The organism is Paenibacillus sp. 4624, from assembly GCF_050435065.1.
Lineage (GTDB): Bacteria > Bacillota > Bacilli > Paenibacillales > Paenibacillaceae > Paenibacillus > Paenibacillus amylolyticus_D.
On record NZ_JBNDJR010000009.1, the window covers coordinates 63,269 to 88,467 of the forward strand.

Annotated in this window: 20 protein-coding genes and 1 pseudogene; 6 read left to right on the top strand and 15 right to left on the bottom strand. The window is 46.9% G+C overall.

Annotation, left to right across the window (positions count from 1 at the left end):
* Positions 1 to 147 precede the first annotated feature (147 nt).
* Positions 148 to 1,317 (top strand): glycoside hydrolase family 27 protein, encoded by a 1,170-nt coding sequence (locus tag ABIE27_RS20385; RefSeq protein WP_429351353.1) that lies wholly within the window; start codon positions 148 to 150, stop codon positions 1,315 to 1,317.
* A complete protein-coding gene (locus tag ABIE27_RS20390) occupies positions 1,318 to 1,521 on the top strand; it encodes a hypothetical protein (protein ID WP_429351354.1) in 204 nt (67 codons plus the stop codon).
* Between the two features lie 21 nt (positions 1,522 to 1,542).
* On the opposite strand, the gene ABIE27_RS20395 is transcribed toward ABIE27_RS20390, so the two are convergent.
* Complete coding sequence (locus ABIE27_RS20395; RefSeq protein ID WP_123064916.1) at positions 1,543 to 2,358, bottom strand: AraC family transcriptional regulator; 816 nt, start codon at positions 2,356 to 2,358, stop codon at positions 1,543 to 1,545.
* Between the two features lie 200 nt (positions 2,359 to 2,558).
* Between ABIE27_RS20395 and ABIE27_RS20400 the strand changes: the two genes are divergently transcribed.
* Positions 2,559 to 4,094, top strand: coding sequence for a carboxylesterase/lipase family protein (locus ABIE27_RS20400; protein ID WP_123064915.1), 1,536 nt, complete (start codon positions 2,559 to 2,561; stop codon positions 4,092 to 4,094).
* 204 nt (positions 4,095 to 4,298) lie between these two features.
* Entirely contained in the window at positions 4,299 to 6,107 is a 1,809-nt protein-coding gene (locus tag ABIE27_RS20405; RefSeq protein WP_429351355.1) for a flagellin, read from the top strand.
* 111 nt (positions 6,108 to 6,218) lie between these two features.
* Here the strand turns inward: ABIE27_RS20405 and ABIE27_RS20410 are convergent, their stop codons facing one another.
* Entirely contained in the window at positions 6,219 to 8,036 is a 1,818-nt protein-coding gene (locus ABIE27_RS20410; RefSeq protein WP_123064913.1) for an ABC transporter ATP-binding protein, read from the bottom strand.
* On the bottom strand, positions 8,029 to 9,765 hold the full coding sequence (locus tag ABIE27_RS20415) for an ABC transporter ATP-binding protein (protein WP_123064912.1): 1,737 nt from the start codon (positions 9,763 to 9,765) through the stop codon (positions 8,029 to 8,031). Before ABIE27_RS20415 ends, ABIE27_RS20410 begins: the two co-directional genes overlap by 8 nt.
* Before the next feature lie 129 nt (positions 9,766 to 9,894).
* Here ABIE27_RS20415 and ABIE27_RS20420 point away from each other — a divergent pair, with 129 nt between their 5' ends.
* Positions 9,895 to 10,731: a MerR family transcriptional regulator gene (locus tag ABIE27_RS20420; protein WP_123064911.1), complete on the top strand. Its 837-nt coding sequence runs from the start codon at positions 9,895 to 9,897 to the stop codon at positions 10,729 to 10,731.
* Between the two features lie 111 nt (positions 10,732 to 10,842).
* On the opposite strand, the gene ABIE27_RS20425 is transcribed toward ABIE27_RS20420, so the two are convergent.
* The 12 genes and pseudogenes from ABIE27_RS20425 to ABIE27_RS20480 all read right to left on the bottom strand — a co-directional run bounded on the left by ABIE27_RS20425 (position 10,843) and on the right by ABIE27_RS20480 (position 24,487).
* A complete protein-coding gene (locus ABIE27_RS20425) occupies positions 10,843 to 11,421 on the bottom strand; it encodes a DUF4256 domain-containing protein (RefSeq protein WP_123064910.1) in 579 nt (192 codons plus the stop codon).
* 804 nt (positions 11,422 to 12,225) lie between these two features.
* Positions 12,226 to 12,867, bottom strand: a pseudogene (locus ABIE27_RS20430) (glycosyltransferase); the annotation flags it as partial.
* A complete protein-coding gene (locus ABIE27_RS20435; protein ID WP_429351356.1) occupies positions 12,830 to 14,248 on the bottom strand; it encodes a glycosyltransferase family 2 protein in 1,419 nt (472 codons plus the stop codon). The pseudogene ABIE27_RS20430 and the gene ABIE27_RS20435, both read right to left, overlap by 38 nt.
* Positions 14,245 to 15,252 (bottom strand): glycosyltransferase, encoded by a 1,008-nt coding sequence (locus ABIE27_RS20440; RefSeq protein ID WP_429351357.1) that lies wholly within the window; start codon positions 15,250 to 15,252, stop codon positions 14,245 to 14,247. Before ABIE27_RS20440 ends, ABIE27_RS20435 begins: the two co-directional genes overlap by 4 nt.
* A gap of 31 nt (positions 15,253 to 15,283) precedes the next feature.
* Positions 15,284 to 16,993: an ATP-binding cassette domain-containing protein gene (locus ABIE27_RS20445; RefSeq protein ID WP_123064906.1), complete on the bottom strand. Its 1,710-nt coding sequence runs from the start codon at positions 16,991 to 16,993 to the stop codon at positions 15,284 to 15,286.
* Positions 16,993 to 18,837, bottom strand: a complete 1,845-nt coding sequence (locus ABIE27_RS20450; RefSeq protein WP_429351358.1) for an ATP-binding cassette domain-containing protein — start codon at positions 18,835 to 18,837, stop codon at positions 16,993 to 16,995. Before ABIE27_RS20450 ends, ABIE27_RS20445 begins: the two co-directional genes overlap by 1 nt.
* On the bottom strand, positions 18,834 to 20,123 hold the full coding sequence (locus ABIE27_RS20455; protein ID WP_123064904.1) for a hypothetical protein: 1,290 nt from the start codon (positions 20,121 to 20,123) through the stop codon (positions 18,834 to 18,836). Before ABIE27_RS20455 ends, ABIE27_RS20450 begins: the two co-directional genes overlap by 4 nt.
* Positions 20,124 to 20,213: 90 nt before the next feature.
* Positions 20,214 to 20,456 carry a 4Fe-4S dicluster domain-containing protein gene (locus ABIE27_RS20460; protein ID WP_123064903.1) on the bottom strand — a complete coding sequence of 81 codons (243 nt, stop codon included), beginning with the start codon at positions 20,454 to 20,456 and terminating at the stop codon, positions 20,214 to 20,216.
* Entirely contained in the window at positions 20,444 to 21,220 is a 777-nt protein-coding gene (locus ABIE27_RS20465) for a S24/S26 family peptidase (RefSeq protein ID WP_429351359.1), read from the bottom strand. The genes ABIE27_RS20460 and ABIE27_RS20465 overlap by 13 nt, the downstream gene beginning before the upstream one ends.
* Positions 21,190 to 21,486, bottom strand: a complete 297-nt coding sequence (locus ABIE27_RS20470) for a PqqD family protein (protein ID WP_123064901.1) — start codon at positions 21,484 to 21,486, stop codon at positions 21,190 to 21,192. Before ABIE27_RS20470 ends, ABIE27_RS20465 begins: the two co-directional genes overlap by 31 nt.
* Positions 21,458 to 22,816 carry a radical SAM protein gene (locus tag ABIE27_RS20475; RefSeq protein WP_429351360.1) on the bottom strand — a complete coding sequence of 453 codons (1,359 nt, stop codon included), beginning with the start codon at positions 22,814 to 22,816 and terminating at the stop codon, positions 21,458 to 21,460. Before ABIE27_RS20475 ends, ABIE27_RS20470 begins: the two co-directional genes overlap by 29 nt.
* A 594-nt stretch (positions 22,817 to 23,410) precedes the next feature.
* Positions 23,411 to 24,487, bottom strand: a complete 1,077-nt coding sequence (locus ABIE27_RS20480) for a glycosyltransferase (RefSeq protein ID WP_429351361.1) — start codon at positions 24,485 to 24,487, stop codon at positions 23,411 to 23,413.
* A gap of 216 nt (positions 24,488 to 24,703) precedes the next feature.
* On the opposite strand from ABIE27_RS20480, the gene ABIE27_RS20485 reads away from it, so the two are divergent.
* Positions 24,704 to 25,195: a hypothetical protein gene (locus ABIE27_RS20485; RefSeq protein WP_429351362.1), complete on the top strand. Its 492-nt coding sequence runs from the start codon at positions 24,704 to 24,706 to the stop codon at positions 25,193 to 25,195.
* The last annotated feature ends 4 nt before the right edge of the window (positions 25,196 to 25,199 follow it).

Below are 25,199 nucleotides of genomic sequence, written 5' to 3' on the forward strand. Positions count from 1 at the left end.
TTTATCCATGTCCAAGCAACGTCAGGCTATGGTTGAAATGCCCTTAATCCGTTAAGTTCATGATAGTTAGTAACTATACTCACTACATGAAAAAATGGCATTTTGTCATTTTCAAAAAACTATTCGAGGAAGGAAGCGAGTCAGATCATGAGCAATAACACCAAAGCAATGATGGGATTTGCCCCTGCGCTGGGCTGGAATTCATGGAATACGTTTACGTGGGACATCAATGAGCAATTGATTCGGGATGTTGCCGATGTGTTTGTAACGGAAGGATACCGTGACGCCGGGTACGAGTACATTGTCATTGACGATTGCTGGAGCCTGAAGGAGCGGGATGCGGACGGCAATCTGGTCGTAGACCCTGCCAAATTCCCGAGTGGAATGAAGGCGCTTGCAGATTATATTCACGACAAAGGTTTGAAGTTTGGCATGTACTCCTGTGTCGGAACACATACTTGTGCTGGATATCCAGGCAGCTTCGAGCATGAATTTCAGGATGCGGCATTATTCGCCGAGTGGGGCGTGGATTATTTAAAATATGACTACTGCTTCAAGCCCCGCCATATCTCTGGCGAATTGTTATACAAACGCATGAGTCTTGCGCTCAAAAACTGCGGCCGCGATATTCTTTTCTCCGCCTGCAACTGGGGAGAGGACAATGTCTACGAATGGATTCGTGAATCAGGGGCCCATATGTACCGTTCCACCGGGGATATCCGTGATAACTGGGATTCGGTCAAAGAGCTGGCTCTTTCACAGCTCGGAAAACAAAGCTATACGGGCTCCTTCTGCCACAATGATATGGATATGCTCATCGTTGGTATGTACGGCGGAAGTAACAATGACTTTATCGGTAGCATTGGTGGCTGCAACGATATTGAGTACAAAACCCATTTCTCCCTCTGGTCGATGATGGGTTCACCGCTTATGATTGGGTGTGATGTGCGCAAAGCCAATCAGGCCACCAAGGACATTTTGCTGAACCCCGATCTGCTTGCCATTAATCAGGACGCAGAGGCACGCGGGGCTTACCGCATCAAACCTGAGCCGCAATGGTTCCATACCGATGATGTATTCATGCTGGTGAAGGTGCTTACGGATGGTGATCTGGCGATTGGTTTCTTCAATCTGAGCGACAGCCAGCGCGAACTATCCTTGCAATTTTGGGATATGGGACTGCCTTACGCATCAGGCTATTCCCTGTCTCTCTATGACTGCTGGGAGCACAAGGAACTCGGTGTATTCCGCGAGCGTTATGCTCCCGTCGTAGCGGCCCATGATTGTCTCGTCGTGCGAGCCAAACTGGTGAAATAAATGGCACAAAGCCGGCTGTGCACAACCTGTCAGGTTCCGCTCACTTCCGACGATGTCGGCATCTATCTGAAATTAGTCTCGCTAACAGCCCGGCAATTTGTCTGCATTGATTGTCTTGGCGTGAAGATGAATTGCGGGCGGGAGCCGATTGAGAAGCTCATTCGTTACTTCCGGGAGTCAGGAAACTGTGCTCTTTTTCGTTAAAGGGCGTACAACGCTCTTTCCCTAACGACCTGCTCTTTTCTGGTGCAACATCATATAGGCAGACGGCGTGTATGATGTTGCCTTTTTGAATACTCTGGAAAAATAAAGCGGATCATTATATCCTACCGAATAAGCTATGGATTGAATGGACAATTGGGATGACTCAAGAAGCTCGCAGGCACGCCGGATACGACATGCCGTTATGTACGTTGACACCGATTCACCTGTAGCTTCCTTGAACTTGCGGAACAGGTAACTTCGCTCCAGATTTACGGCCTGTACAATCTCTGCCACCGTCAAGGACGATTGCCAGTAGTTTTGCTCGATATAGGTTTTCGCCATCCATACATCATCTCTGGTTTCTGCCTGCTTCTCGCTCGGAAAAAATTCCATGTAATAGGATAATAACAGATGCAAACGTGCATCCGCTCTTAACACTTCACCAGGTGATGCGCCTGCATTCCAGCCCAGATGAAACCATGGCGCCATTGTTTTCGGTGCAGCTGGCAGTACAGGATGCCGCACCGATAACTGAGTCATATCTACGAATCGCCCCGCGTCTCGTCCGTTGAACTCGATCCATACATACTCCCACGGGTCCACCGGATCGGGGTAGTAATAGATTTCTTTTTGCGGAAAAAGGATAAAGCTCTCTCCGGGACCCAGCCGGAATTGCTGGCCCCCCGTTTCCAGTGTACCCTGCCCTCGAATGATAAAATGCAGCGCATAGACGTCACGTACGCCCGGTCCCCACTGATGAAGATTGATCGGTTTGTGACCGCCGCTGATAAAATATACCTGGCTCGCCCTGCTCCCGTCTCGCCATAATGTGTCCACGTCCAGCAACTCCTTTCATGATCCCAGTCATTATATATCATTATGAGGGGTTATTGGTTTAATTTCGATGCTGGAAACAACGCTTCAAGTTGCTTATGATAGAGACAGAGGGCATATCGCCCAGCAGAGTTGTAAGCGCAACCAGACATCTTGGATCGACATACATTAACGATGTTCAATTCAGAGAGGAGAATGTTGTGTTGCTTAGAACTGTTACGGTCGAAAATGGTCAAGTTCAGGGACTGCCTGCCGCAGATCCACGTATTACAAGCTTTAAAGGTGTTCCGTTCGCCGCGCCCCCTGTAGGCCGGAATCGCTGGCGTGCGCCACAGCCTGCTTCCGATTGGGATGGTGTACTGCAAGCCTTTGATTTTGCGCCGACCTCCATGCAGGCACCAACCGTCATTGATGAGAATAACATCTATACGCGAGAATGGGCGGTTGATCCTGATCTGCCGATGAATGAGGACTGTCTATATCTAAATGTGTGGACACCTGCCAAACGAACCGATGAGAAACTGCCGGTCTTTGTCTGGTACTTTGGTGGTGGGCTCCAAGTCGGCCACACGGCAGAGATGGAATTCGACGGTGAACGCATTGCACGCAGGGGGATTGTGGTCGTGACCATCAATTACCGCTTGAATGCGTTTGGTTTCCTGTGCCATCCAGAAATCAGTGCGGAGTCACCGCACGCACCAGCGAATTTTGGGCATCTCGATCAGCAAGCAGGAACAGCCTGGGTGAAGCGTAACATTGCCGCGTTCGGCGGTGACCCGGATCAGATTACAATCGGGGGACAGTCTGCTGGCGGTGGCAGTGTTCTTAGTCAGATGACTTCTCCGCAAAATAAAGGTCTCTTCCAGCGAGCTGTCATCATGAGCGGTATCGCTACAGAGCTGTATCCAAACGTCCCTGTACCTGCTGTTCGCAGTACGCTGCGGGATGCCGAGCAGAAAGGCGTTGAATTTTTCCGTTTTCTGGGGGTAGCTTCACTGGAGGAAGCCAGACAGCTGGATGCCTTTACACTACGGGATAAAATCCTCGAATATCGAAGCTTCTGGGGAACGGTCATTGATGATCAGTTTTGTATAGGTGATCCGTTCACCCGCTTCATGCAACATAAGCGCGAACTCGTTCCCGTCATGCTCGGGCATACGTCCTCGGAGTTCTGGACCAAGCCTGCGGTAAACAGTGTGGAGGAACTGAAACAGATGGCTACAGAGCTATTTGGCGAGGATGCTCCTGCCTTCTTAGAGCGATGTGAAGCCGATACTGGCGATCTGGATCATGCCTTACAGCGGGCTTCTGTGCGCATGATTGAACATGCGATTCAGCTTGTAATCCGCTCTAATAGCGGTCATCCGTCCGAGACGCCGCTCTATTATTATAACTTCGACGCAGAGATTCCGGGATGGGATCAGCCAGGCACGTTCCATTCGGTCGATCTGTGGTTCTTTTTTGAAACACTCGCCAAATGCTGGCGCCCTTTCACGGGTAAACATTATGATCTGGCACGCCAGATGTGCAACTATCTCTCGAACTTCATTGCGACAGGTGACCCCAACGGTTTGGATTCCACTGGAAAACCACTTCCCTACTGGATTCCGAGCAGCATCAAGCAACCCTATCGCATGGAATTTACGGATCAGGCACAGTTGCAGCTAGCGGAGCCTGAACCTGTGCTTGAATTAGTGATTGAATACTTTTTCAAAAAGCAAAATGAACCTGTGGTTTAATACGTGTAGCTCTTTCTCCTCTAAATAGGCTGTGCGGTGTCGCATGGCCCTCTTCTTTCTGAGCTGATTATCTTAGTGGAGACATCACTTTTGTTAGGCAATTTGCACACTAAATTTACAAAAAAATCACATATCAATAGACTATCCTTATTCTACCATGGTAAAATTAATCATATTACTCCACTTTAGATAGAGGTATAACATATGATTATTTCGCATAACTTAGCGGCTACTAGTGCACATAGGAGAATGCAAGAAAACGCCCGTAATAACTCTAGCCACCTACAGAAACTATCTTCTGGGCAAAGAATTGATAGTGCGTCTGATGATGCAGCAGGACTAGCAATATCCGAGAAAATGAGGGCACAGATTCGGGGACTTGACCAAGCAAATCGAAATATACAGGATGGGATTTCTCTTGTTCAAACAGCAGAAGGTGGACTGCAAGAAATTTCAGCTATTTTACAAAGACAGAAAGAATTGATTGTTCAGGGTCTAAATGATACATACACCAATAACGATCGTCTGATGATTGAAAGTGAGATTCAAGAGCTTACGAATGAAATAAACCACATTTCACAAAACACAAGCTATAACACGATAAACTTGTTGGCAAGAGATGATTATGAAATACTGGCGGATCGTTCAAGTTCCAGCACAAACACTTCCCTTAGTGAGCCGCCTACAATTCCAACCGTACAGAAAACTGTCGTTTATGCAGCCTCTGGGACACCCCCAGAAGCAAGACACCTGACCAGCATTTCTAATACGTCCTCTACAACTCAGACGTATACAAACACAAATGTAATTACTCCGATAACCTCGCAGGATTTGAGACAAGGTTACAACGAATATAATGTGGATACTTATACAACAACTAAAACAGATACAGAGCGTTCAGTATATGAAACTTTAGCACTTACAACCGATCCGCAATATTCAGCACCAGACTATTGGTATGCTTCGGGAATGAACACAACCTGGTTTGGCCCCAAAACATTAGGTCGTGTTTATGGCACGATGAGTGAGAATGTAGAAGTGGACGGCATGATGCGACCAGTGGAGTATACATCTAGAAGCAATACCGGTACAGTTCCGGCTTGGGATCATATGTGGTTTCCAAATACCGATGTATCGATAAAAAGACTCCGGACTATACTTCCAGATAATTCGATGCAAATCGAATATATAATCAATAACGGAAATCCAACGGATACGAATTTAAAACTAAGTAACCTAATTAACCCGCCTGATAATTCAGTAATGACAGATGCAAATGGGCTACTTATCCCCAATGGTGTAACATCCATTAATTCGCCATCTGGGAATACATATACGATGACAGGAACAGAAGCAAATGCTAATATTACGTTCGATAATTCACTCGGATCTCTATCTCCAACCCAACTTGCAATTCATAATCCCGCAGGGGGACAACCTACAATCAATTTTGATTGGGATGTTAACCTCCCTTCTCAATCAAGTTTAACGTTTGCTTTCAAATACGGTCCCTTCTCATTAAATTTGGATGTATTTGAACGTACAAACGAAACAGAAGTGTCTACACGCATAGAAACAACTTCAAATGTCGAGATCAAAGACATAGACTATATCACACCGAAACTCACGGTCCAAGCCGGAGCAAATCAAGGGCAACATATGGATATCCCCTTATTCAACGTGCAGGCTGATGAGTTAGGCATTACAACGATGGGCTTGTTACCACCATCTATTCAAGAACAAGCATTATCTCGGGTAGACAAAGCCATCTCCAAAATTTCCAGTATTCGTGGAATATACGGTGCAATCCAAAATCGAATGGAACATGCATTAAACAATACAAGTAATGCTACAGAGAATTTGAGTAATGCAGAATCTCGAATTAGAGATGCAGACATGGCCAAAGAAATGTTAGAGTATACAAAATCAAATATTTTATTGCAGGCTGCACAAGCCATGCTCACACAATCGAATCAAAGCCCTCAATCCGTTCTACAATTGCTCCACCAGTGAACAAAATTTAAGGGTGTCCCAAAAGCCATTTATAAGGCTTTTGGGACACCCCCTTTTTGATCTTGGCTGCTTTCTAGTATACTCTTTGATGATTAAATACTACGTTAAACTTTAATCCCACTCAAAAGCTCCAGTATACAATTGATAATAAGTACCTTTCGCCGCTAACAGCTGTTCATGGTCGCCACGTTCCTTGATCTTGCCATGCTCCAGCACCATAATGGCATCAGAATTTCGCACGGTAGATAAACGATGGGCGATAACAAATACCGTTCGACCCTGCATCAGATTATCCATCCCCTTCTGAACCAGCGCTTCGGTACGTGTATCGATGGATGAGGTCGCTTCGTCCAGAATCATGACAGGCGGACTCGCAATCGCCGCTCGGGCAATCGCCAGCAGTTGACTCTGCCCCTGTGACAGACCGTTGCCGTTGCCATCAAGTCGGGTCTCATAGCCATCAGGCAATCGTTCAATAAAACTCGCCGCATAAGACAGCTTCGCCGCCTGAATCACCTCTTCGTCACTGGCGTCCAGCCTTCCATAACGAATATTCTCAGCTACCGTGCCCGAGAACAGATGCGTGTCTTGCAGTACAATTCCCAGAGAACGCCGCAAATCCGCTTTTCGAATACGCTGAATATTAATGCCGTCATAGATGATCTCGCCTTCTGTGATATCATAGAAACGATTGAGCAAGTTGGCTACGGTAGTCTTGCCTGCACCCGTTGCACCTACAAACGCGAGCTTCTGTCCAGGCATGGCATATAACGTAATATTCTGAAGCACCTGTTTCTTTCCGTCATACGTAAAGCTGACGTCCTTAAATTCCACTTTTCCTTTCAGAACAATGCTTGTTCCGTCCTCCAGTTTCCAGCCCCACCCGGTCTGATCCTGATTTTTCTCCAAGGTCACCCGGCCTTCATCTGCTTCAGGCTGTTCATCCATCAGGTTAAAGATCCGTTCTGCCCCTGCGAGAGCCACGACAAACATGTTGACCTGCGAGGAAATTTCGGCAATCGGCATCGTAAAATTACGGGACAAGCTCAGGAAAGCTGCGATACTTCCCAGAGTCAGACCGGCATTCCAGCCCGATATTGCCATTGCTCCGCCTGCAATGGCCACAAGCACGTAGATTAATGTGGCCAGATTTGCATTGATTGGCATGAGAATATTCGAATATTTGTTAGCTGTCGCCGAGTCATCAAATAATCCATCATTCAGGCGGGCAAATTGTTCCATCGCTTTTTGCTCGCGACCGAACACCTGCACCACTTTTTGCCCATGAATGATCTCCTCGATATATCCATCCACCACACCAATCGACTCCTGCTGCCGGAAAAAGTGCTCGGTAGCCTTGGTACCCAAGGTTTTGGTAACCCAAAGCATGGCGAGTGCCCCGAGTACAACCACGATCGTTAAAGGCACATCAAGATACAACATCGTACCGAGAACAACCACCACTGTCACCGCAGTGGACAACAGCTGGGGTAATCCATCCGTCAGCATCATGTTCAGCGTGTCCACATCGTTCGTGTAATGACTCATAATATCCCCGTGGGCTTTACGGTCAAAATATTTAATCGGCAGCTTCTGCATGTGATGGAATAAGCGGTCACGAATCCTCTTCATAATCTGCTGTGAGACGGTAATCATTAGCCGTTTCGAGATAAACGTACTCATGACTCCAGCAGCGTAGATCACAGCCAGAATGATTAAAGCCTGTAACAAGGCGTCAAACACGGGATTCTGATTCCCGAGCAGCGGCGTAATAAAGTCGTCGATCAGCAATCGCAGAAAGGCCGCAGAAGCGACAGAGACAGCGGAACTCACCAGAACCAGAATTAGCGCTATTGTCGTTCTGAATTTGTAATATTTAAAGTAGGCTAGCAGACGTTTTATTGTCCGACCATATTGTATGTTATCCATCCAGTGCTTCACCGCCTTGCGTCTGTGTATAATAAGCCTCTTGATAAATTGTATTTCTGCCCAGCAGTTCCTGATGGGTTCCGATATCTACCATCATGCCTTCATCCAGCACGACAATCTGATCCGCATCTTCCACAGATGCAATACGCTGGGCAATAATAATTTTGGTTGTATCCGGTATGCTTTCCTTGAAAACGCTTCGGATTAACGCGTCGGTTCGTGTATCTACGGCGCTGGTGGAGTCGTCCAGAATCAGAATCTTCGGCTTTTTGAGTAAAGCTCTGGCAATACACAGTCTCTGCTTCTGACCTCCTGAAACGTTCGTACCGCCTTGTGCCAAATGAGTGTCATATCCATCCGGAAACGTGGAAATAAACTCATGTGCCTGTGCCGCTTTGCACGCTTCAATCAACTCTTCGTCGGTCGCATGTTCATTGCCCCAACGCAGATTCTCCTTAATCGTACCTTCAAACAGGACGTTTTTTTGCAATACCATTGCGACTTGGCTGCGAAGTACACTCAGATCGTACTCCTTCACATTGACTCCACTGACGAGCACTTCACCCTTACTGGCATCATATAGACGTGGAATCAACTGTACCAAGGTGGATTTTGCACTGCCCGCTGCTCCAATAATACCGATCGTCTGTCCCGAAGAAATTCGCAGATTGATGCCAGACAGGGCGTAATTCTCGGCTTTGCCTGAGTAACGGAAGGATACATCGCGGAATTCAATCTCCCCGCTGTGCAGCTCTGTAACGGGTGACTCCGGACTGGTAATGTCCGGCTGTTCACTTAACAGGTCATTAATCCGTCCTGCCGAAGCCCGGGCGATGGCAACCATAATAACAACGAGACCCAGGGTCATCAAACTCATCAGAATTTGCATGGAGTACGCGAATACACTCGTAAGCTCGCCGGTCGTCATGCTTCCACCCACAACCAGTTTGGCACCAATCCATGAGATGATCAGCATCACGGCATACAGCACAACTTGCATCAGCGGAATTTCATACGACAGCATGCGTTCTGCCTTAACCATCTGTGTAAAGATCCGCTGGGATACGGCCTGAAACTTGGATACCTCACGCTCTTCTCGCACATAGGATTTCACGACCCGGATGCCACGGACGTTCTCCTGAACAACTTTATTGAGATCATCGTAACTGTCAAAGGCACGCTCGAAAATCGGAAAAGAATACTTCATGATGATGATCATGCCAATGGCCAGCACAGGGATAACAATCATGAACCAAGAAGCAATGGATGGGCTGATGCGATACGTCATAATTGTCGCAAAAATCATCATCACCGGACTGCGGAAGGCAATCCGGATAATCATTAGAAACGCATTTTGCACATGCGTAATATCCGTAGTCAGCCTGGTGACGATGCCTGAGGTTGAGAATTTATCCATATTGGAGTACGACAGTTGCTGCACATGACGGAAAAGGTCATAACGCAGATTTCTGCCAAACCCCGACATCGCAATCGCAGAATGCTTACCCGCCAGCGCTCCAAAGATCAGAGACACGAGGGCAAACAACATCAGAATCAAGCCATACTTCACTACCTCATTCATCTGGCCTCCGGCAATCCCCTGGTCAATCAATTCAGCCATAAACAGCGGAATAATGACTTCCATGGCCACTTCACCAAGTAAAAACAAAGGCGTCAGCCACATATCTTTTTTATATTCCCGTACACTTTGCAGTAATTTCCTTACCATAAGCATTCTCCTCGTCTAAAATAAACACCCTGATCAGCCATCTAAAGGTGGATCGGCGGTCAGAACAGCCGTATTATAAACTGTATAGCAACTATACAGTCAATCCACTTTTTTGATCTGGAGGTACTTATGCATCCCAATGAAATGTTGTCCATTAGTGCTTTTTCCAAGCTGTCCGAGGTTTCGCGCAAAACTCTCATTTACTACGACCGCATCGGACTGTTCAAACCTGCTTATGTGGCAGATAACGGTTACCGCTATTACAGCCACGGCCAGTTTGAAATGATCGGCGTTATTCATATTTTCAAAGAATTGGGCATGTCCCTGGAGGAAATCCAGCAACATCTCGGCGAGCGTTCTCCGGAAACTACCCTCCAACTGTTGCGCAAACAGGAAGAAAATCTGCAGTTGCAAATTGCCAAACTGACTCAGGCGAAACAAATGATTATTCAACGTGCGGAAAATATAGAGCAATCCATGCACCTCGACACCAGCCGAATGCATGTCATCTGGCAACCCGAAACCCCCTTGCTGCTGAGCCGCCGCATCTACTCATCCAAAAAGGAGTTCCCTGAGGAAATTTGGGAGGATTTTCGAGTACGTTTGAACAAGGAACATGCACCGCTCGGTTATCCCGGCGGCGTCATCATCCCTAAAGCTGATTTACTTCAGAAAAATGGAGACATGATCTCCCATATGTACAGCTACATGACCACAGAGCATCATGAACAGGCGTATATGCCGGAGGGGTATTATCTAGTGTCTTATGCCAGAGCCGACTATGGAGATACCGAGAAGTTCTTTCCGCAAATCTTTGATTACATCGAGAAGAAACAGTACGTCATTAAGGGGGATGCCTACGAGGACTACATGCAGGATGAGATTGTGCTGCAGCATGCGGAGGATTACCTGGTTCGGGTTATGGTGCATATTGAGAAGCCAAATGAAAAAGAAGATATAGCTTAACTAACTTAATTTAAATTAAAAAGAGGAACGATTCGCAGCTTGCCGAATCGTTCCTCTCTATTACTGTTGGACTGTCCTCATTCATCTAACCTAGCTCACTCTAGATTTCATTTACACCCTTAACAAACCGCGGAAACCTCTTGCCGCATAATAAGACTCTGCACCATTATGGTACATAAATACGGTATCGTAACGGCGGTCGCAAAAAATAGCCCCACCCCGCTGTCTAATGTGTTCAGGGGTCACCACCCAGCTGGATGTTTTCAGATCAAAGTTCCCCAGTTGCTGTAGTTCCCGATACTGGGTCTCGTCCAGAAGTTCAATGCCCATTTCGATGCACATCTGAACAGCACTATGTTTGGGCTTGTTTTCTTTGCGTGCATCCAGTGCAGCCTGATCGTAACATACACTGCGGCGGCCCTTGGGACTCTCTGCAGAACAATCCACAAAGATATATTTACCTGTCTCACTGTCAAACTCCACGACATCCGGTTCGCCGCCTGTTTGCTCCATCTCGTGAAGCGACCACAGTTTATCCGGGTGTGCTTCGAGTTTGGCCTCAACGTTAACCCATTCCAGATCGGGATGACGACTCGTATTCTTTTCAAAACGGGTCTTTAATGCCTTGAACAACTCATCACGTTGTTCCGGTGACAGTTCTTTCTCATTTTCAATGGAGTTCGTGGTCATCCTCATTCTCCCCCGGTTCATTAACATAGTGGTGTAGCGCACTTGTTCTACTCGATTGTAGTGAAAATAAAAACGAAAAACAACCTGTCCCCTTTACAGGTTGTTTACTTCGACATGAAGCTGCTGCACCAGCCGGGTTATGGCATAAACTTCTGTTTTGCCAGCACTTGCAATCGACTCCGCATGGAATCCGGTTGGAAGAAGCTCGCCGACGATCGGCAGTTTATCGAGCTCTAAATCCGCTGTATCCAGCAGATAGACTCGTTTGGCTATCCGTAGCATCTCATCCAGCAGTACAATTAACAATGTAATCGGGATGACTTTCCATACATCTGTAATGATAACCGTCTGATACATATTATCCTCACAGAAATTGACAAACCCTGCTTTGAAAGCGGTGTGAACATCCGGTCTCTGTGTACGAATAATCTCGGCGTTACGTTGATTACACGCAAACACATCCGTAATGTTCAACCTGCTAGCAAACGCCGGGGTTATATACCCCACTGCCAATCGTCTTCCTTCTTCATGGGAACCAAGCAGGTTCGGATCAAGATCATCATAATTTTGAGGCAGGTATTGATCCGCAACATTCAACTGTCCAAGCAGCATTTCAAAAATAAAGTTTTCGTTCACATAGGACAGTTCCACCGGAAGTTCCTGATGCAGCTTCACAAAGTGCAGATGATTCTTCCGACTTGTCATCTGCACCGGATTGAACTGCTCATGTGGCAAATGCAGCGCGCGGAGCGAAGGATCGGACCGGAAATGCAAACCTGCCTTCCAGAGGCGGTAACCTAATTCCAGATCCTCGTGCCCCCAGCCGTGGAACGACTCATCAAATCCGCCCACCTGTCTTAGCAGAAAGGTTTCCACAGAAACCATGCTTGTCCAAAACATCGACCATGGAGCAGAACTTCGATCCAGATCATTTTCATAAAAATCAAACTGTGTTTGTCTGGAATCGGGATAAGCCTTCAACATGGGATTCCGCAAGCATGCCTCGGGATGTTCGGAGGAAGCAATAGATTGCAAGTATTTAGCAAGTGGATGCTGGTGATCCTTTTGATTCATACCATGAACCGTGCCGAGTCCAATTGTATGTTCGTGAAGATCGTGAAATTGAATGACGTTAAGAATAAGGTCGGCACCAATCAATACACCGGTATCCAGGTATACACATATCTCATGTTTAGCCAGATGCAGTCCCATATTACGTGCCGTTCCTGCCCTAAACCCCAGATCCTTCTGATAGCAGTACCTCAGATCTAGATCGGATTCAAAGGAACAGGCGACCTCTTTCGTATCATCACTTGACCCGTCATCACACACGATGACCTCGAATAATGATATGTCAGCCTCCTGATGTTTCAGACATACAAGCGTTCGTTCCAGTAAATCCGAGTGATTATATGTAGGAATGATGACGGTAACGCCCTTGATCATCTAACATGCCCCCTTCCTGAACTTGAATCATTCCACGATCTTTGCACGTGATAAGCTTCATGTTTTGATCTACGACATCCACAATGCTGTATTCGATGTCTCTGCCCAGCTTTTTCAAAGAAGTGAGGACTGCAAGCAGAGGCAAAATTTCCGTTCTTGGACTTAAACAATAGCATACACGTGAGGTTCTCAATGCTTCCATGAGGAGATGAGGAATCATCTCGGGGTTGTACATCGTCCACACAGGTGTAATGATACAAACATCAAATGATAATGCCTCAAACGGCATGCAGCTCCCGGCAAGCCTGTAGACCTTTTTTCCAGAAACATTCATCAGCCCTTCGCTCATCGCTCTGGGGTCAATCAGTGTGCTCACCTGCGATAAAACAAACAGTTTGGCATCATAACCTACCAGTAAAAAGTGCGTGTCGTAGCTGGAAGTGACCATCTGTATAATCTTCTGCATCCCATGGGTCAGTTCATCTTCCTGCATGAGGGTGTCGGCTATGGACGTCGTTGCTGTTACTGTGGCTTTATTTGCTGCTTTAGCTATGGCTTCGCCTCGATCTGGGACCTTCCTCCAGTCATGCACTTTGAGAAAATATAATTCAATCTCCATTGCAGGATATTTTCGTAAAAACATTCTGGCATTTGCCGTCTGATCCTGCATTCGCTTCGCCTCATCCACCTCGTGTGGCACATGCACAGCCCAAGCCGAGCGGCTTAAGGTGAGTTCATAGCCAGATTGAACAAGTCTGTAGCCAACCTCGATGTCCTCGATGCCCCAGCCTTTGAACCTGTGATCAAATCCGCCAGCACGCTGTAATGCAGCTCGGGATACAGAGATGTTACCTGACCAGAATACAGCCCAAGGCCACTGCAATCGCATCAATTGATCCTGCACCGGCTCATAATATTTCTCACGCTCGTCTGGAATACGCCTGGATTCATGCTCAAACCATCGCATAAAAGCCTCAAGCTCCAGCTTCCCCTCATAGTTCAGCTCTTCCCGTTGCATGCCCTTCTTCCCATAGATATAACCGATCACCACCTCGTTCCCGGCACACTGCAGCGCCATATGTTCACCTACAAAGTCAGCGCACACAATCGTATCTGCATCCAGAAAAATAACAACATCCTCAGCGGATTCACGAATCGCCCTATTCCGTTTGTCAGACACTGTTGTATGCGCAGGGGTATCGATGTAATGAATACGCAACTTGTCCTCATAGGCATTCCTGAACTGCTCAAAAGGAATCGTGCCTCCCTGATCCACCAGCCAGACGGAAAAGTCGGAGTAATGCTGCCCGGCAAGCGCCTGCAGAGTCAGGTGCAACACATCCGGTTTGCCATACACCGGGATGATGACTGTCACGTTCATAACGGCTTCTCCGCAAGCTGAAGTGAAAAGCTTTCCAGAATACAAGAGGTCAGATGATCGAGTGCTGCACCATCATAAGCATACGTTTGAAGCTGTGTCTCACCTCGCAAAATCTCACGGGCATACGCAGCGATCAAACCCTGATCCATGTCGGATTCCTCCAGCCAACGGATATAACCTCTCTCGCCCATCTGCCGTGCATATACAATGTTGCTGCGATTCACTTCTTCCCGCCGGGGAACAGCGATGGCGGGTATACCCAGCGAAGCCAATTCCCACAATGTCGTATGTCCACCCCTGCACACCACCAGCGAGCTGTCTCTCACTTTATCCATGAAAGAGCTTGGGTCAGCGATAAACTGTGTCGTTTCATCCCCCAGCCGCTGCAATGATTTCGTCAATGTACCGCTGTACACCAGCTTGATATAATCGGTTTCCCCTTTCAGATCCGCTATTGCTTTTTTGAAAAAAGGAACGTCCACAATCGTCGCTGAGCCTGACGTGATGACAATCTTTTTCTCCCTGGCCGCAGCCCGTTCAGGCACTTCAACCACCGGGCCCACAAAATGCAGCTTCTCCCGAATCGAGTCCGATGTCGGGAACATCCAGTGTTCCTGCTGATCCACAATCGCAATTCGATCCGCCATGTGCAGATAACCCAGCGTCTCCTGTTCATCCTCTAACCAATTGGTAATGAAGCAGGTGGGAATACCCAAACTTTTGGCAAGTGGTAGAACAAGCAGCTCTTCATCCACCACGATCCCATCGGGTTGTGTGCGACGTATCAAGTCCAGCAACTTCAAGGTTCGCTCGGCACTGCTGCCAGCAGAAGGCAGCTCCAGATCGATCAATTGACCTGAATATACCCTCTGCAAGTATTGAAATCCGGAGGAATAAGACGCGATAATGACTTCATGATTGAACTGTATAAGCCGCTGCGCAACAAGCAAATCACGCTTCGCATGTCCAAATCCGTTTCCACGTGATACGACGAGTACTTTCATCGATATTTCCCCTTTCCAACGCTTCCAGATATCATCCGACGGATGCGGCCATTCCCTGCTTCCTCAGCAATGCAACCTGCGCACCGTACATATCCCTGAATACGCCATCTTCCTCCAACAGTCTAAGCGGTGCGCCTTCCTGCACAATCTGTCCATCCGCCATTACATAAACTCTGTCACAATGCATCACCGTACTGACCCGATGTGCAATCAGCAATGCCGCTTTGCCTTGAGCGGCAAATTGTTTCACACTTCGAACGACACTTTCCTCCATCACAGGGTCCATCGCAGCCGTAGGCTCATCCAGGATCAGCATCGTTCGGGTATTAGCCATCGCCCGGGCAACCGCCACACGTTGCCATTGTCCGCCCGACAGCTCCGTTCCGTCTGTATACCCTGCACCGAGCCGCTTGTCTCCGCTTCGCTCGATGATGTCCTGTACAAGCTGCTGCGCAACATCACTCCACTTTTGATGAAGTCCAACATTCTGCTGAACACTTAGCGGGAATCTGGAAAAATCAGCATAAGCAACGGAGACTGAACGCAACCTGTCGGTGTGCAAGCTAGGCTTTCCATCCACCCAAATCTCGCCTTCGGCAGGCTCAAGCAAACCACAGATCAGATTGCATAGCGTTGTTTTACCAGCTCCGTTCTCCCCAACCAGCCCGACGAGCTCTCCAGTACGAAAATGCATGGTCACATCGGTCAATACAGGATTGCTGTGATTCGGATAGGAGAATCCCACTCCATTCAGTTCAATTTCGTTGTTCGCTTCCTTGGCAGGGGTCTCGACTTGATCAGCAGTATCTTTAGCCAAAAAACGAGAGAGATTGGACGCAGTGAGTAATTCACTGGTAAACATGCGCAGCTCCAGTACAAATGCATTGGCTTTGCCAAGCAATTCATCAATTAATTGAAAGGCGATGATTAAACCACCGATGGATGAACTGGCCGTCAGAATCGATACCATATAAGCCACTGAGATGAGAAGAAGTTGACCAATCTGCATCAGTCCTGATGTCTTTTGGGAGGTAAGGAGAAAGGATTGATTGGTCTTGCTGATGTCCGTAAATGTATTTTTCCACAGACCCACGATATAAGGGGAGTATCCAAACAGCTTTCGTTCCTTGCCCAGTTGAAAGTCCATGACAGTGCTACGGTAATAATTTTCACGGATACGCTGACCTGACAGCTGATTTTCTATGTTAAACATCTGGCGGCCCAGCTTGTATTGTTTGATTACAACAAAAGCAAAGGTTACCATCATCACCAGACACCCGATTTTCGTGACAAACCATAGCGCTGTACCCAAGCTGATTAAAGTTACTGCGGCACTCAGAACATCCAGGGCCAGCGTAAGAACGCGATGTCCACGATCGAGACCGTTCGCTGCCTTCTCCGCTGATTCGGAAAACGAGGCATCGAGAAGTTTCTGATAGGGTACTTTGTTATATTGATCGATATACAGCTCTTTGGCGGCTCGGCCCATATGAACACGCAGTCCCTCCAGCGCAATGCCGTACAACGAATCCATCACTTTCTCTCCGATGGTTGCTGCCGCAAACCAGGCCATCAGCAGAATCATCCGATCGAGATCCACCCCGGAAATCACTTGCTGAACAGCATAACCGAATAAAAAAATGCGAACGGCGGGCAATATCCCTTTGAACAGTGTCACGGACAGAGCGAACGCAATCCATGGTAATAACTTTCGTTTGTTCTTTACCTTGGTTAACCACATTAGGCCACGTCCCCTCCTTCCTCTTCCTTCATCGTCTCCATAAAAGAAGAAGAGGCTTTCCACATCGCTTGATAAGGTTCGCTTGTCTGAAGCAATCCATCATGTGTTCCATAGTCCCGGATTTCTCCCTGATCCATCAGAAGAACTGTATCCGCAAAGGCGCAACCCACCAGACGATGAACAACAAACAATACGGTGTATCCCTCTAATCGGTTAATGATGGACTCCAGAATGCTTAATTCGTTACTCGGGTCCAGTTTGGACGTTGGCTCATCCATGATAATGACCGAGCCTGCCCGATAAATAGCCCGGAACATACTTCTGGCTAACGCGAGCCGCTGCCACTGGCCTTCTGACAAATCCGATCCCCCGACTTCCGGCCACAACTCGGTTTGTAGCCCTTGAGGCAGTGTGTTTACAAATTGGGCATTGGTCAGCTTCAATGCTTCCATTATGTCTTCCGTATGCTCCTTGCGAGTAATATCACCCAGATACACGTTCTCGGCAGCGGATAGTTTATAACGTCCGTAGTCTTGCAAACAGAAGCCACCTGTATCCTCCGACACTACGAAACCATGGTCCGGCTTCAACAAGCCCGCAAGCATCAGCATCAAGGTACTTTTGCCTGAGCCGTTGGCGCCAACGATCGCCACCCTGGCTCCGCGTTCAATATCAAAGTTGATGTTTTTCAGCACATCATGATCCCCGTCATAACTGAACGTTAGTTGTCGAACAGAAATGGCGTAGGTAGAATGGATATCATTATTTTGGCAGCCTACTGTGCCTGTATCCATACCCGCATACGGAGTTATGTTTGTACTTCTGGCAACAGCTGTGTTTGCAACTGTCTCTGTAACCGGATTTGCCACTGTTTTCGATTGTTCCTCTGCGGGCTGCTGAATCAGTTCCGCCAAGAACATTTTCCGTCCCAACCAGTGCTTGCCCTGGCTAAGAACCAGACCCAGTAACTGTTCCAGATGCAGCCCCCCAATTAGCAGTGCTGCGACTTCTCCGGGATGCAGTGTACCTTGCCAAAGCTTCCATAACCCGGCCAGCAATACAATGGTTGTTACAACCCCGCTGCCAAGTTGACCTGCCAATCTGTAAAATCCGGTCTTGATCATTTGTCTGATCGTTAACTGTGCAATTCGAATCTGCTCGGTCTGCCATTTGTCTTTCACCCAACCGGATATGCCAAAAACACGCATTTCTTTGGCAGACTTTAATGTGGTCAGCATGTCCAGAAAAGTTCCTTCCAGCCTCGTTTTTTCCGAGATGCTTTGTAGAAAATCCGATTCAGTAGCTGCTGCCTTTTTCATGAGCCAAACATTAAGCACCGTTCCAGCGAGAATTAGCAGGGGCGCCCACCATGCTACAACTAGCAGAATCCATGTCAGGGAAAATCCCGTTATAATGACCTGGAGTAGTGCCGACAACCCGTCCAGTCCACCATGGTAGATGGAGCTGACCGATTCCGAGGTGCTTGAAATCCGGTTTCGCGTCGACGCACGGAGCAGCTCATTTTCTGTTCTGCGATTCACATTGTCAAACAAACGGATAGACAGATTATGATAGACGTGGTCTTTTACTTTTCTAAGAAAATAGGGCTGTATCACGTTGAGCAAAATCGCAATCGTGCCAGCCCCAGCAATAATGCCTATGTAAGCTAAAGAGGCGTTGCGGTCGCCATTAGCCAGTTGATTCACCGAATGCTTGATTGCCCATACCATGAAACCAGGCCATACGCCGAGTGCAAGAATAAGCGCTAACAATACCCAGATCGCCCGATCCCCTGCCCGGACAATCATCCACATCTGGACCAATCCGGCCTGTAAACGGCTCATAATATTCTCCTTCCCGAGGCAGAATCTACGAAAGCGATTGCTGTATGAATCTGTGACAATACGGAAGTCTCAATGTAATAACCTGATCCGGTACGCGCGGAAGGACACAGTAAAACAAACTTCCAAGAGGACTCCGCATCATCGTCTATGAGCAGACAGAGGGTATCGGTGGTATCGAACTGCTTTTGACCCGTCATATGCTCATAAGTCACGGCGGCTTCATGATAGCTGTGCTGTATATGATGCCTTGAGCAGATCTCGGCAGCACCTTCTGCATTCCATGGCAAGACCAGAAACGGATATGCCCTCCCCAATCCGCCATCATCCTCCGCCTCCGCAATATCATAATAATCAGCAATCCATCTGGTGTTTGCCAAAAGGTTGTACTGGTCGCTTATGGAGACTCGAACCTTCTTCTGGATCGTATGTACGACCGTCATAGGGACGTCATGACGAACATCTCCCAGATGCGGAGGCGGCCAGTCCGCATTCAGATTGCGAACATATTGAATCAGATGGTTACCAAACCCCATCTTGCCATCATATTGCGAGAGTGCCCACTGATAGACTAATTTGTCCTCTTCATGGAAAACCAGATCAAAATTCGTGCTGAAAAAGTGATCCACTTCCATTAAAATGATCGCCGATACCAGATTAATCAGATACGGCTTCAAACCTTCCTTTACTTCTCCATATTCACCTTCGTGAGCAAGCAGCCATTCTTTAACGAGATAATGAATGCCGCCTCGTGCGAAGAAAGAGACGGTCAGGTTAAAGTCATCCCACAGATGAAGCGGTGGTGCGCCGAAGGCCAAATGAACGGATGTTGTTGTTGCTTTGCTCAGGCTGGCCCCGAATCTTCCGATCTGCGGAGGAGGCATGGTTGATAGCGGGTAAAGCTTCAGTTCAACAACCTCGGCAATGTCAAAATTTTGGATTAAAGGTGCGAGATACTCACGAATCGCCTCGCATTGTGAAGCCAGATGACTTTCATATTCAGCCATAACCTCATCCGCTTTGGTATCCGCAGATGCACTTAATATGCGTTTGACCAATTTAACTTCCGGCTCACTTTGGACAGCCAACATATCTTTCAGAAGCAAACTGCCCCAATAGCGATAGACATTAGAACGAAGACCCCGATTACGGATAAGATTCAAGAGCGCAGGCGGATAGTTTCGTTCCTTAGGAACAGTCCACAACTTATCTTGTCTTAACTCATTAATGGCTCTACACAACTCCAATAACAGTGGATATTGCCCAACTCGTACACGAAGTGTCGGCATCGTATTACGGCTCCCCTTCTTCCCTGATACTACATGTCAACGCAAGCCTCTTCCGCCTTGCGCTGACATATGCAGGTTATGATGGCGTGACTACGTGAGAAAGAACAAACGATTCTCTTCAATGCTGCTTCTCCATTGCTTCGGCACAGCGCTTTCCGGAAAAATAGCTGCCACAGGGCAAGCCAGATCACACAGGCCGCAATCGGTACATACCGATGGATTAATATAATATTGCTTCGCATCCGGAGATGTCTGAATGGCTTCTTCGGGGCAAGCCACGATACATTTAGCCAAAAGTTCTCCTTCGCATGTGGCGGTAATTACCCATGACATACGGTTGTCCCCCTCATATGAAAACCTATAATCGCTGCAATGCTTAGTTCTGCATGCAGGTTATTCCAATACTCGACTGCTGTTCGAGCTACGAAGTCCACATCACTCATGCCAATAATACCGGCAGATTCATCCGTGTCCCTCGCCACCTCGTAACCGGCAAAGATCACAACCCTGCTAGCAGCATGCGGCAACTGAGATAGATGCTGTCTTGCACCTTCATGAATGACAACGGATGTCCATCCCTTCTCCCGCATATGCTTTAGCTGGGTGAGCGGATTTTCCGCAATGACGACATCTATACCAAAGGCACGAGACAACACTTCACCATATGAACTATCAATGGCATCAGGATGAACAACAATCTTTATTTCACATGATAACCCTTGTAAATCAGTTAAGGTCGATGAACGCTGATCAGGATTTTGCTCCGGGTTCTGATTGAGCATTGGATTTTCCGGTACATCCAGCCGTCCCAAAATATCGTTCCGCCGTACCGGAGGATCAGACATGTGATTGCGGTCACCTGAAGTAACAACGAAGTCATGTCCAAGGCTGATAATGCGATGAGCCAAAAAACCTTTCATCTGGTCACGAACCAGCACAATATCGCCTACTTTGATGTCTTCCAGTAAAGGATGCACAGTAATGTGCTGCCCTTCAACAAGAAGAGGGTGCATACAGTGACCCTCAATCACGATGGGGATGGACTTGCCTTGTTGCAATGCACGAATCAGGAAATCCTGTCTGCGGGTACTAAGCATTCGTTCAGAACTCCTATTTTGGATAATGCCGTTACAAAATCCCGAACGTCGTCCTCGACATGATCTTCATCGCCAATATTGAATTTCAGCTTGATCTGCTGACACATCTCATCAAGAGATTGTGCAGAATCTGCGAGCATATTCCACACCGCTTTACTGACATCATCCTCCAATACAAATACCTCACCAGCATCCGAAAGAATGAATATTCCTTCTACATTTTCATCAAAAAAAACATCATCGGCTATTTGAAACCACTGGCTCATTCGGTTTACCTCCTGCCATTTTGAAATAAGCTACCATTTTTCTACGAATTCCACGCCGGATCCCTGAACAATCATGAGGGGTGGTTCCGTCAATGTCACCTGTAGCTCCCCAATGAAATGCACGACAGCCCCCACCGCAAGATTCCCTGAACGTACATTTCATGCACTCTGGCAACGTGTGCACCGTCCTGTTCCGCGAGCGTTCAAACACCTCCGACGTCTCCCATATTTCCCGAAGTGACTTCTCTCGAATCGATCCAGCGTGGAACATCGGAGAATGCAGCAGCTTGCAGGGGAAAACGTTGCCCTTCGCATCAATTGAAAACTCGCTTGTACCGTGACCGCAATGCCGTCTACGCTCATATTGCCTTACGTTCAAGGCATGACAATCTTCATGAGCGTCTCCCATCTCAATATCCAGCATCCGATCCGCAATTCGGCGACGTTCGCCAAAGTTCAGTCCCTGCATGCGGTCATCCCCGCGGCCAAGCGTCGCTAGCGGTACAATATTCAAGCGTACCGAGCGCTCCGTGGCAAACTGCAGCATGGGCTCAACTGAATCCCGATTATGCTTGGTCACCGTTTGGTTGATTTTCAATTTAATTCCGGCTTCTAAGATAAGATCAATCGATTTACGAGCACGTTCCCACGTATTTATACCGCGATTGGCTTCATGCTCCTCTTTGTCGAGTGAGTCAAAGCTGATCGTAAACACATCTACCAGCTTGGCAATTTCATTGACCTTTTCACGACTGTTAATTAATGTTCCATTGCTGATTACGTTAACTCGTAATCCGATTTCTTTACTGTAGGCCATGAGCTCCATGATGTCCTTACGGATAAACGCCTCACCACCCGTAAACACGATGGTACTACTGCCAAGTTCCTTGATCTGTCTGATCATGTCTTTGGCTTCTTCCGTATTCATATCCCCATTCATCGAGCGCTCCGGGCTGCTGTCCGCATAACAATAAATACAGCTCAGATTACATTTATAGGTCGTTACGAAATATACAGCAGCAGGCGGAACCTTCCCCATTCCCTGCTTCTGCATCACATCCAGCATGTGGTACTCAGCGGGTCTTTCTCCTTGATAGGCTACACGATACATCAACATTTTTCGTGCAACCTGCTTCACCTGCTGCGGGTTTAAGCCTGAATCAATCAATTCAGTTGCCGATTTTCCGTCATATATCAATTCCGATGCAATCTCATACTCGCTTGGTGAGTACACAACCCAACAGTTGAGTTGAACGTTATGTACGACATACTGACCATCCTCGTAGTACACCGCGACATCCGGAATATGCAATCGTTCCTCCATTTGCATGAACATGCCTCCAATAATCAAGATAAGAGGCCGATAAACAGGCCTCTTTGTGTGTTCATGAACAATAAATGATTAGCAAGATCCATAACCGGCGCCCACTGAAAATGCGCAACCACAGCCACAACCTGCTGCAACAGCAATCGCTGCGGATTCCAATTTGCGAAAAGTCGGTTTTTTATAATTCGTCATGTCTTCTCACCTCCTCTCATATAACAACGTAAGGTAAGCGCTTGCATTTTGAGCGAAAAAGGTTTATTGAAAGAGGAAGCTGTAAGAGAAAACAAAAAAGCTGAACGATTCAAACGTTGAACGAATGGGGTAAAGGCTTGTCTAGCACAAAGATTGCACTTTCAAGTCTAGTTAAAAAAAGAAAGGAAGGAGATCGAGAGGTCATTCTAGGAAGTTAACGTGAACATCAAATTAATTCACATTAGATTTTGTAATTGGATATGCTGTAGAGTCCATGTGCATGGTATGAACATGTGTAATTCTTCTTGGAGTACAATGTATTTTATTTCATTTAATTGAATTTTTTTCTAGAATACTTCCATTCTTTTGCTGTGTCAACTATTTTTTGAATATTCTGTGAACAATTCATTTCTGTTGAATAGCTTGGTCATTTTCAATGTCCTGGAGCGCCTGTTCAAAACGTTCAGCGATGCTTTGCACGGCGTAACTTCTCACCGACTCTCTGCATAATTCTGGTGCAGGAAGCGGCAAGCGCCCTTGCATAACGCCATCCAAAATAGACGTCAGTTGCTCCAGATTATCAGGCTCATACAGCCAGCCATTGCTGTCATTTATAATCTCTCCTGGCCCATACTTGCAGTTGCTGGAGATCACCGGAATGCCTCTAGCAAGGGCTTCAATCAGAACCAGCCCAAACGGTTCTGTATCCGATGCCAGGACTAGTGAAGTCGCACTAATCACCGTATCCCATGGCCTTGGTTGCCACCCATACCAGACCACGTGATTCTGCAGTCCCAGTTGCCTGGACAGTTCTACTAAAGATTCATATTGATTACCATCACCAATGATGTGTAATTCAAAGTATTCTTTTTGCAAAGGAGAAAAAGCCCTCAAGATCTGATCCACATTTTTCACCTTGGCCAGTCTTCCAACAACCAGAAATACGGGATGAGGTGCTCTGTTCACATATGGAATGTTATCAAATTTCACGGGATTATAGACCAGCTTGTTTTGTTTTTCGGGAAAAACACAGTTTAAATCTCTTAAATTCCCTTCGCTGATCGCCAGATGGCCATCCGCGGCACGTAAATCTTCGAAGAATTGATAGTAAAAATCCAGATTAAAATGAAGCCAGCTAACCACCGGTACTTGAATATCTAACCGCTTCACTGCCATCGTTGAAGCTTTCACGCCAATAGCACCTGTCGAGACGATGATATCTGCTCTCGGAAGGTCTTTCATGACGTTCGCCAAGGCAGCAGAATACATATTGAACAAAATATGCTTTGGGATAAAATCATTGATCTTGGCAGACAAAGTGATCGTATTTATCCCCTCTTCCCAGGCATCATCTGCAGATTCCCCTCTTAAAATCACGGTGATATCATGTTTCTGTTTGAGCTCATGATAGATTAACGAAAGGGCTGTCTCCATACCACCTCGGCCACTGAGCACAATATCCACGACAAATACAATGTTCAATACGGGATGCCTCCTTGAGTGCAGATCATGTAGAAGCATAATTCAGATCCTTTTTCTAACATTTTCCACCACATACTAACACTTCTCCGCTTTAAAGTAAATTTATTATTTTGACATCTAGAACTTATTTGCATGTTTAATTAAATCTACATTACATGACATGTCTTTCGAATCTCTGGTACACTACTCTATATAAATATACAATGGAGGAAAAAAATGAAAGAGATTGCGTTTATGTTATCATTCCTGATGTACACTTTTACGACATTGATGTTCTACAGTGGAGCCGGTAGTGATGTGTCACCTGCTGTTTCTATTCAGGATAAACCCCCTTCCTCTGCTTGGGAAGAACAGATTGATCAAATCGCAAACAACCAGCAATCCCCGAAGGAAAAGGCTGCTGCAGTAGAGAAGCTCGCTAAGGAATATGTCCCCACTACTGAAGAGCTTGAGGAATTCAAAGTATATGTTCTCAATGAGTTTCTTAATTTGAGATATCTTGACGATAGTTCAGACGACAAATATATGTTAAGCGGTATATTCCAGGCTATTGCCCTGAAGCATCATGATCTTGACCGTCTCAGGGATTTGGCTGAAGCCTTCTATCACAATACCAAAAATGTATACACCGGAGTAACCAAGCCCGGAAGCGACAGTGTACTGAAATATGAAGAGCAGATGTTTGAATCCATTAATGCGGGCCGCTAAACCT

Bases quoted from the DNA above. Each gene is read 5' to 3' on its own strand.
- ABIE27_RS20390 (WP_429351354.1), top strand. From the start codon at position 1,318: ATGGCACAAAGCCGGCTGTGCACAACCTGTCAGGTTCCGCTCACTTCC.
- ABIE27_RS20485 (WP_429351362.1), top strand. From the start codon at position 24,704: ATGAAAGAGATTGCGTTTATGTTATCATTCCTGATGTACACTTTTACG.
- ABIE27_RS20460 (WP_123064903.1), bottom strand. From the start codon at position 20,456: ATGTCATGGGTAATTACCGCCACATGCGAAGGAGAACTTTTGGCTAAA.
- ABIE27_RS20415 (WP_123064912.1), bottom strand. From the start codon at position 9,765: ATGGTAAGGAAATTACTGCAAAGTGTACGGGAATATAAAAAAGATATG.
- ABIE27_RS20420 (WP_123064911.1), top strand. From the start codon at position 9,895: ATGCATCCCAATGAAATGTTGTCCATTAGTGCTTTTTCCAAGCTGTCC.
- ABIE27_RS20435 (WP_429351356.1), bottom strand. From the start codon at position 14,248: ATGAACGTGACAGTCATCATCCCGGTGTATGGCAAACCGGATGTGTTG.
- ABIE27_RS20405 (WP_429351355.1), top strand. From the start codon at position 4,299: ATGATTATTTCGCATAACTTAGCGGCTACTAGTGCACATAGGAGAATG.
- ABIE27_RS20385 (WP_429351353.1), top strand. From the start codon at position 148: ATGAGCAATAACACCAAAGCAATGATGGGATTTGCCCCTGCGCTGGGC.
- ABIE27_RS20475 (WP_429351360.1), bottom strand. From the start codon at position 22,816: ATGCAAATGGAGGAACGATTGCATATTCCGGATGTCGCGGTGTACTAC.
- ABIE27_RS20440 (WP_429351357.1), bottom strand. From the start codon at position 15,252: ATGAAAGTACTCGTCGTATCACGTGGAAACGGATTTGGACATGCGAAG.
- ABIE27_RS20455 (WP_123064904.1), bottom strand. From the start codon at position 20,123: ATGCCGACACTTCGTGTACGAGTTGGGCAATATCCACTGTTATTGGAG.
- ABIE27_RS20470 (WP_123064901.1), bottom strand. From the start codon at position 21,486: ATGAGCCAGTGGTTTCAAATAGCCGATGATGTTTTTTTTGATGAAAAT.
- ABIE27_RS20425 (WP_123064910.1), bottom strand. From the start codon at position 11,421: ATGACCACGAACTCCATTGAAAATGAGAAAGAACTGTCACCGGAACAA.
- ABIE27_RS20410 (WP_123064913.1), bottom strand. From the start codon at position 8,036: ATGGATAACATACAATATGGTCGGACAATAAAACGTCTGCTAGCCTAC.
- ABIE27_RS20445 (WP_123064906.1), bottom strand. From the start codon at position 16,993: ATGTGGTTAACCAAGGTAAAGAACAAACGAAAGTTATTACCATGGATT.
- ABIE27_RS20465 (WP_429351359.1), bottom strand. From the start codon at position 21,220: ATGCTTAGTACCCGCAGACAGGATTTCCTGATTCGTGCATTGCAACAA.
- ABIE27_RS20450 (WP_429351358.1), bottom strand. From the start codon at position 18,837: ATGAGCCGTTTACAGGCCGGATTGGTCCAGATGTGGATGATTGTCCGG.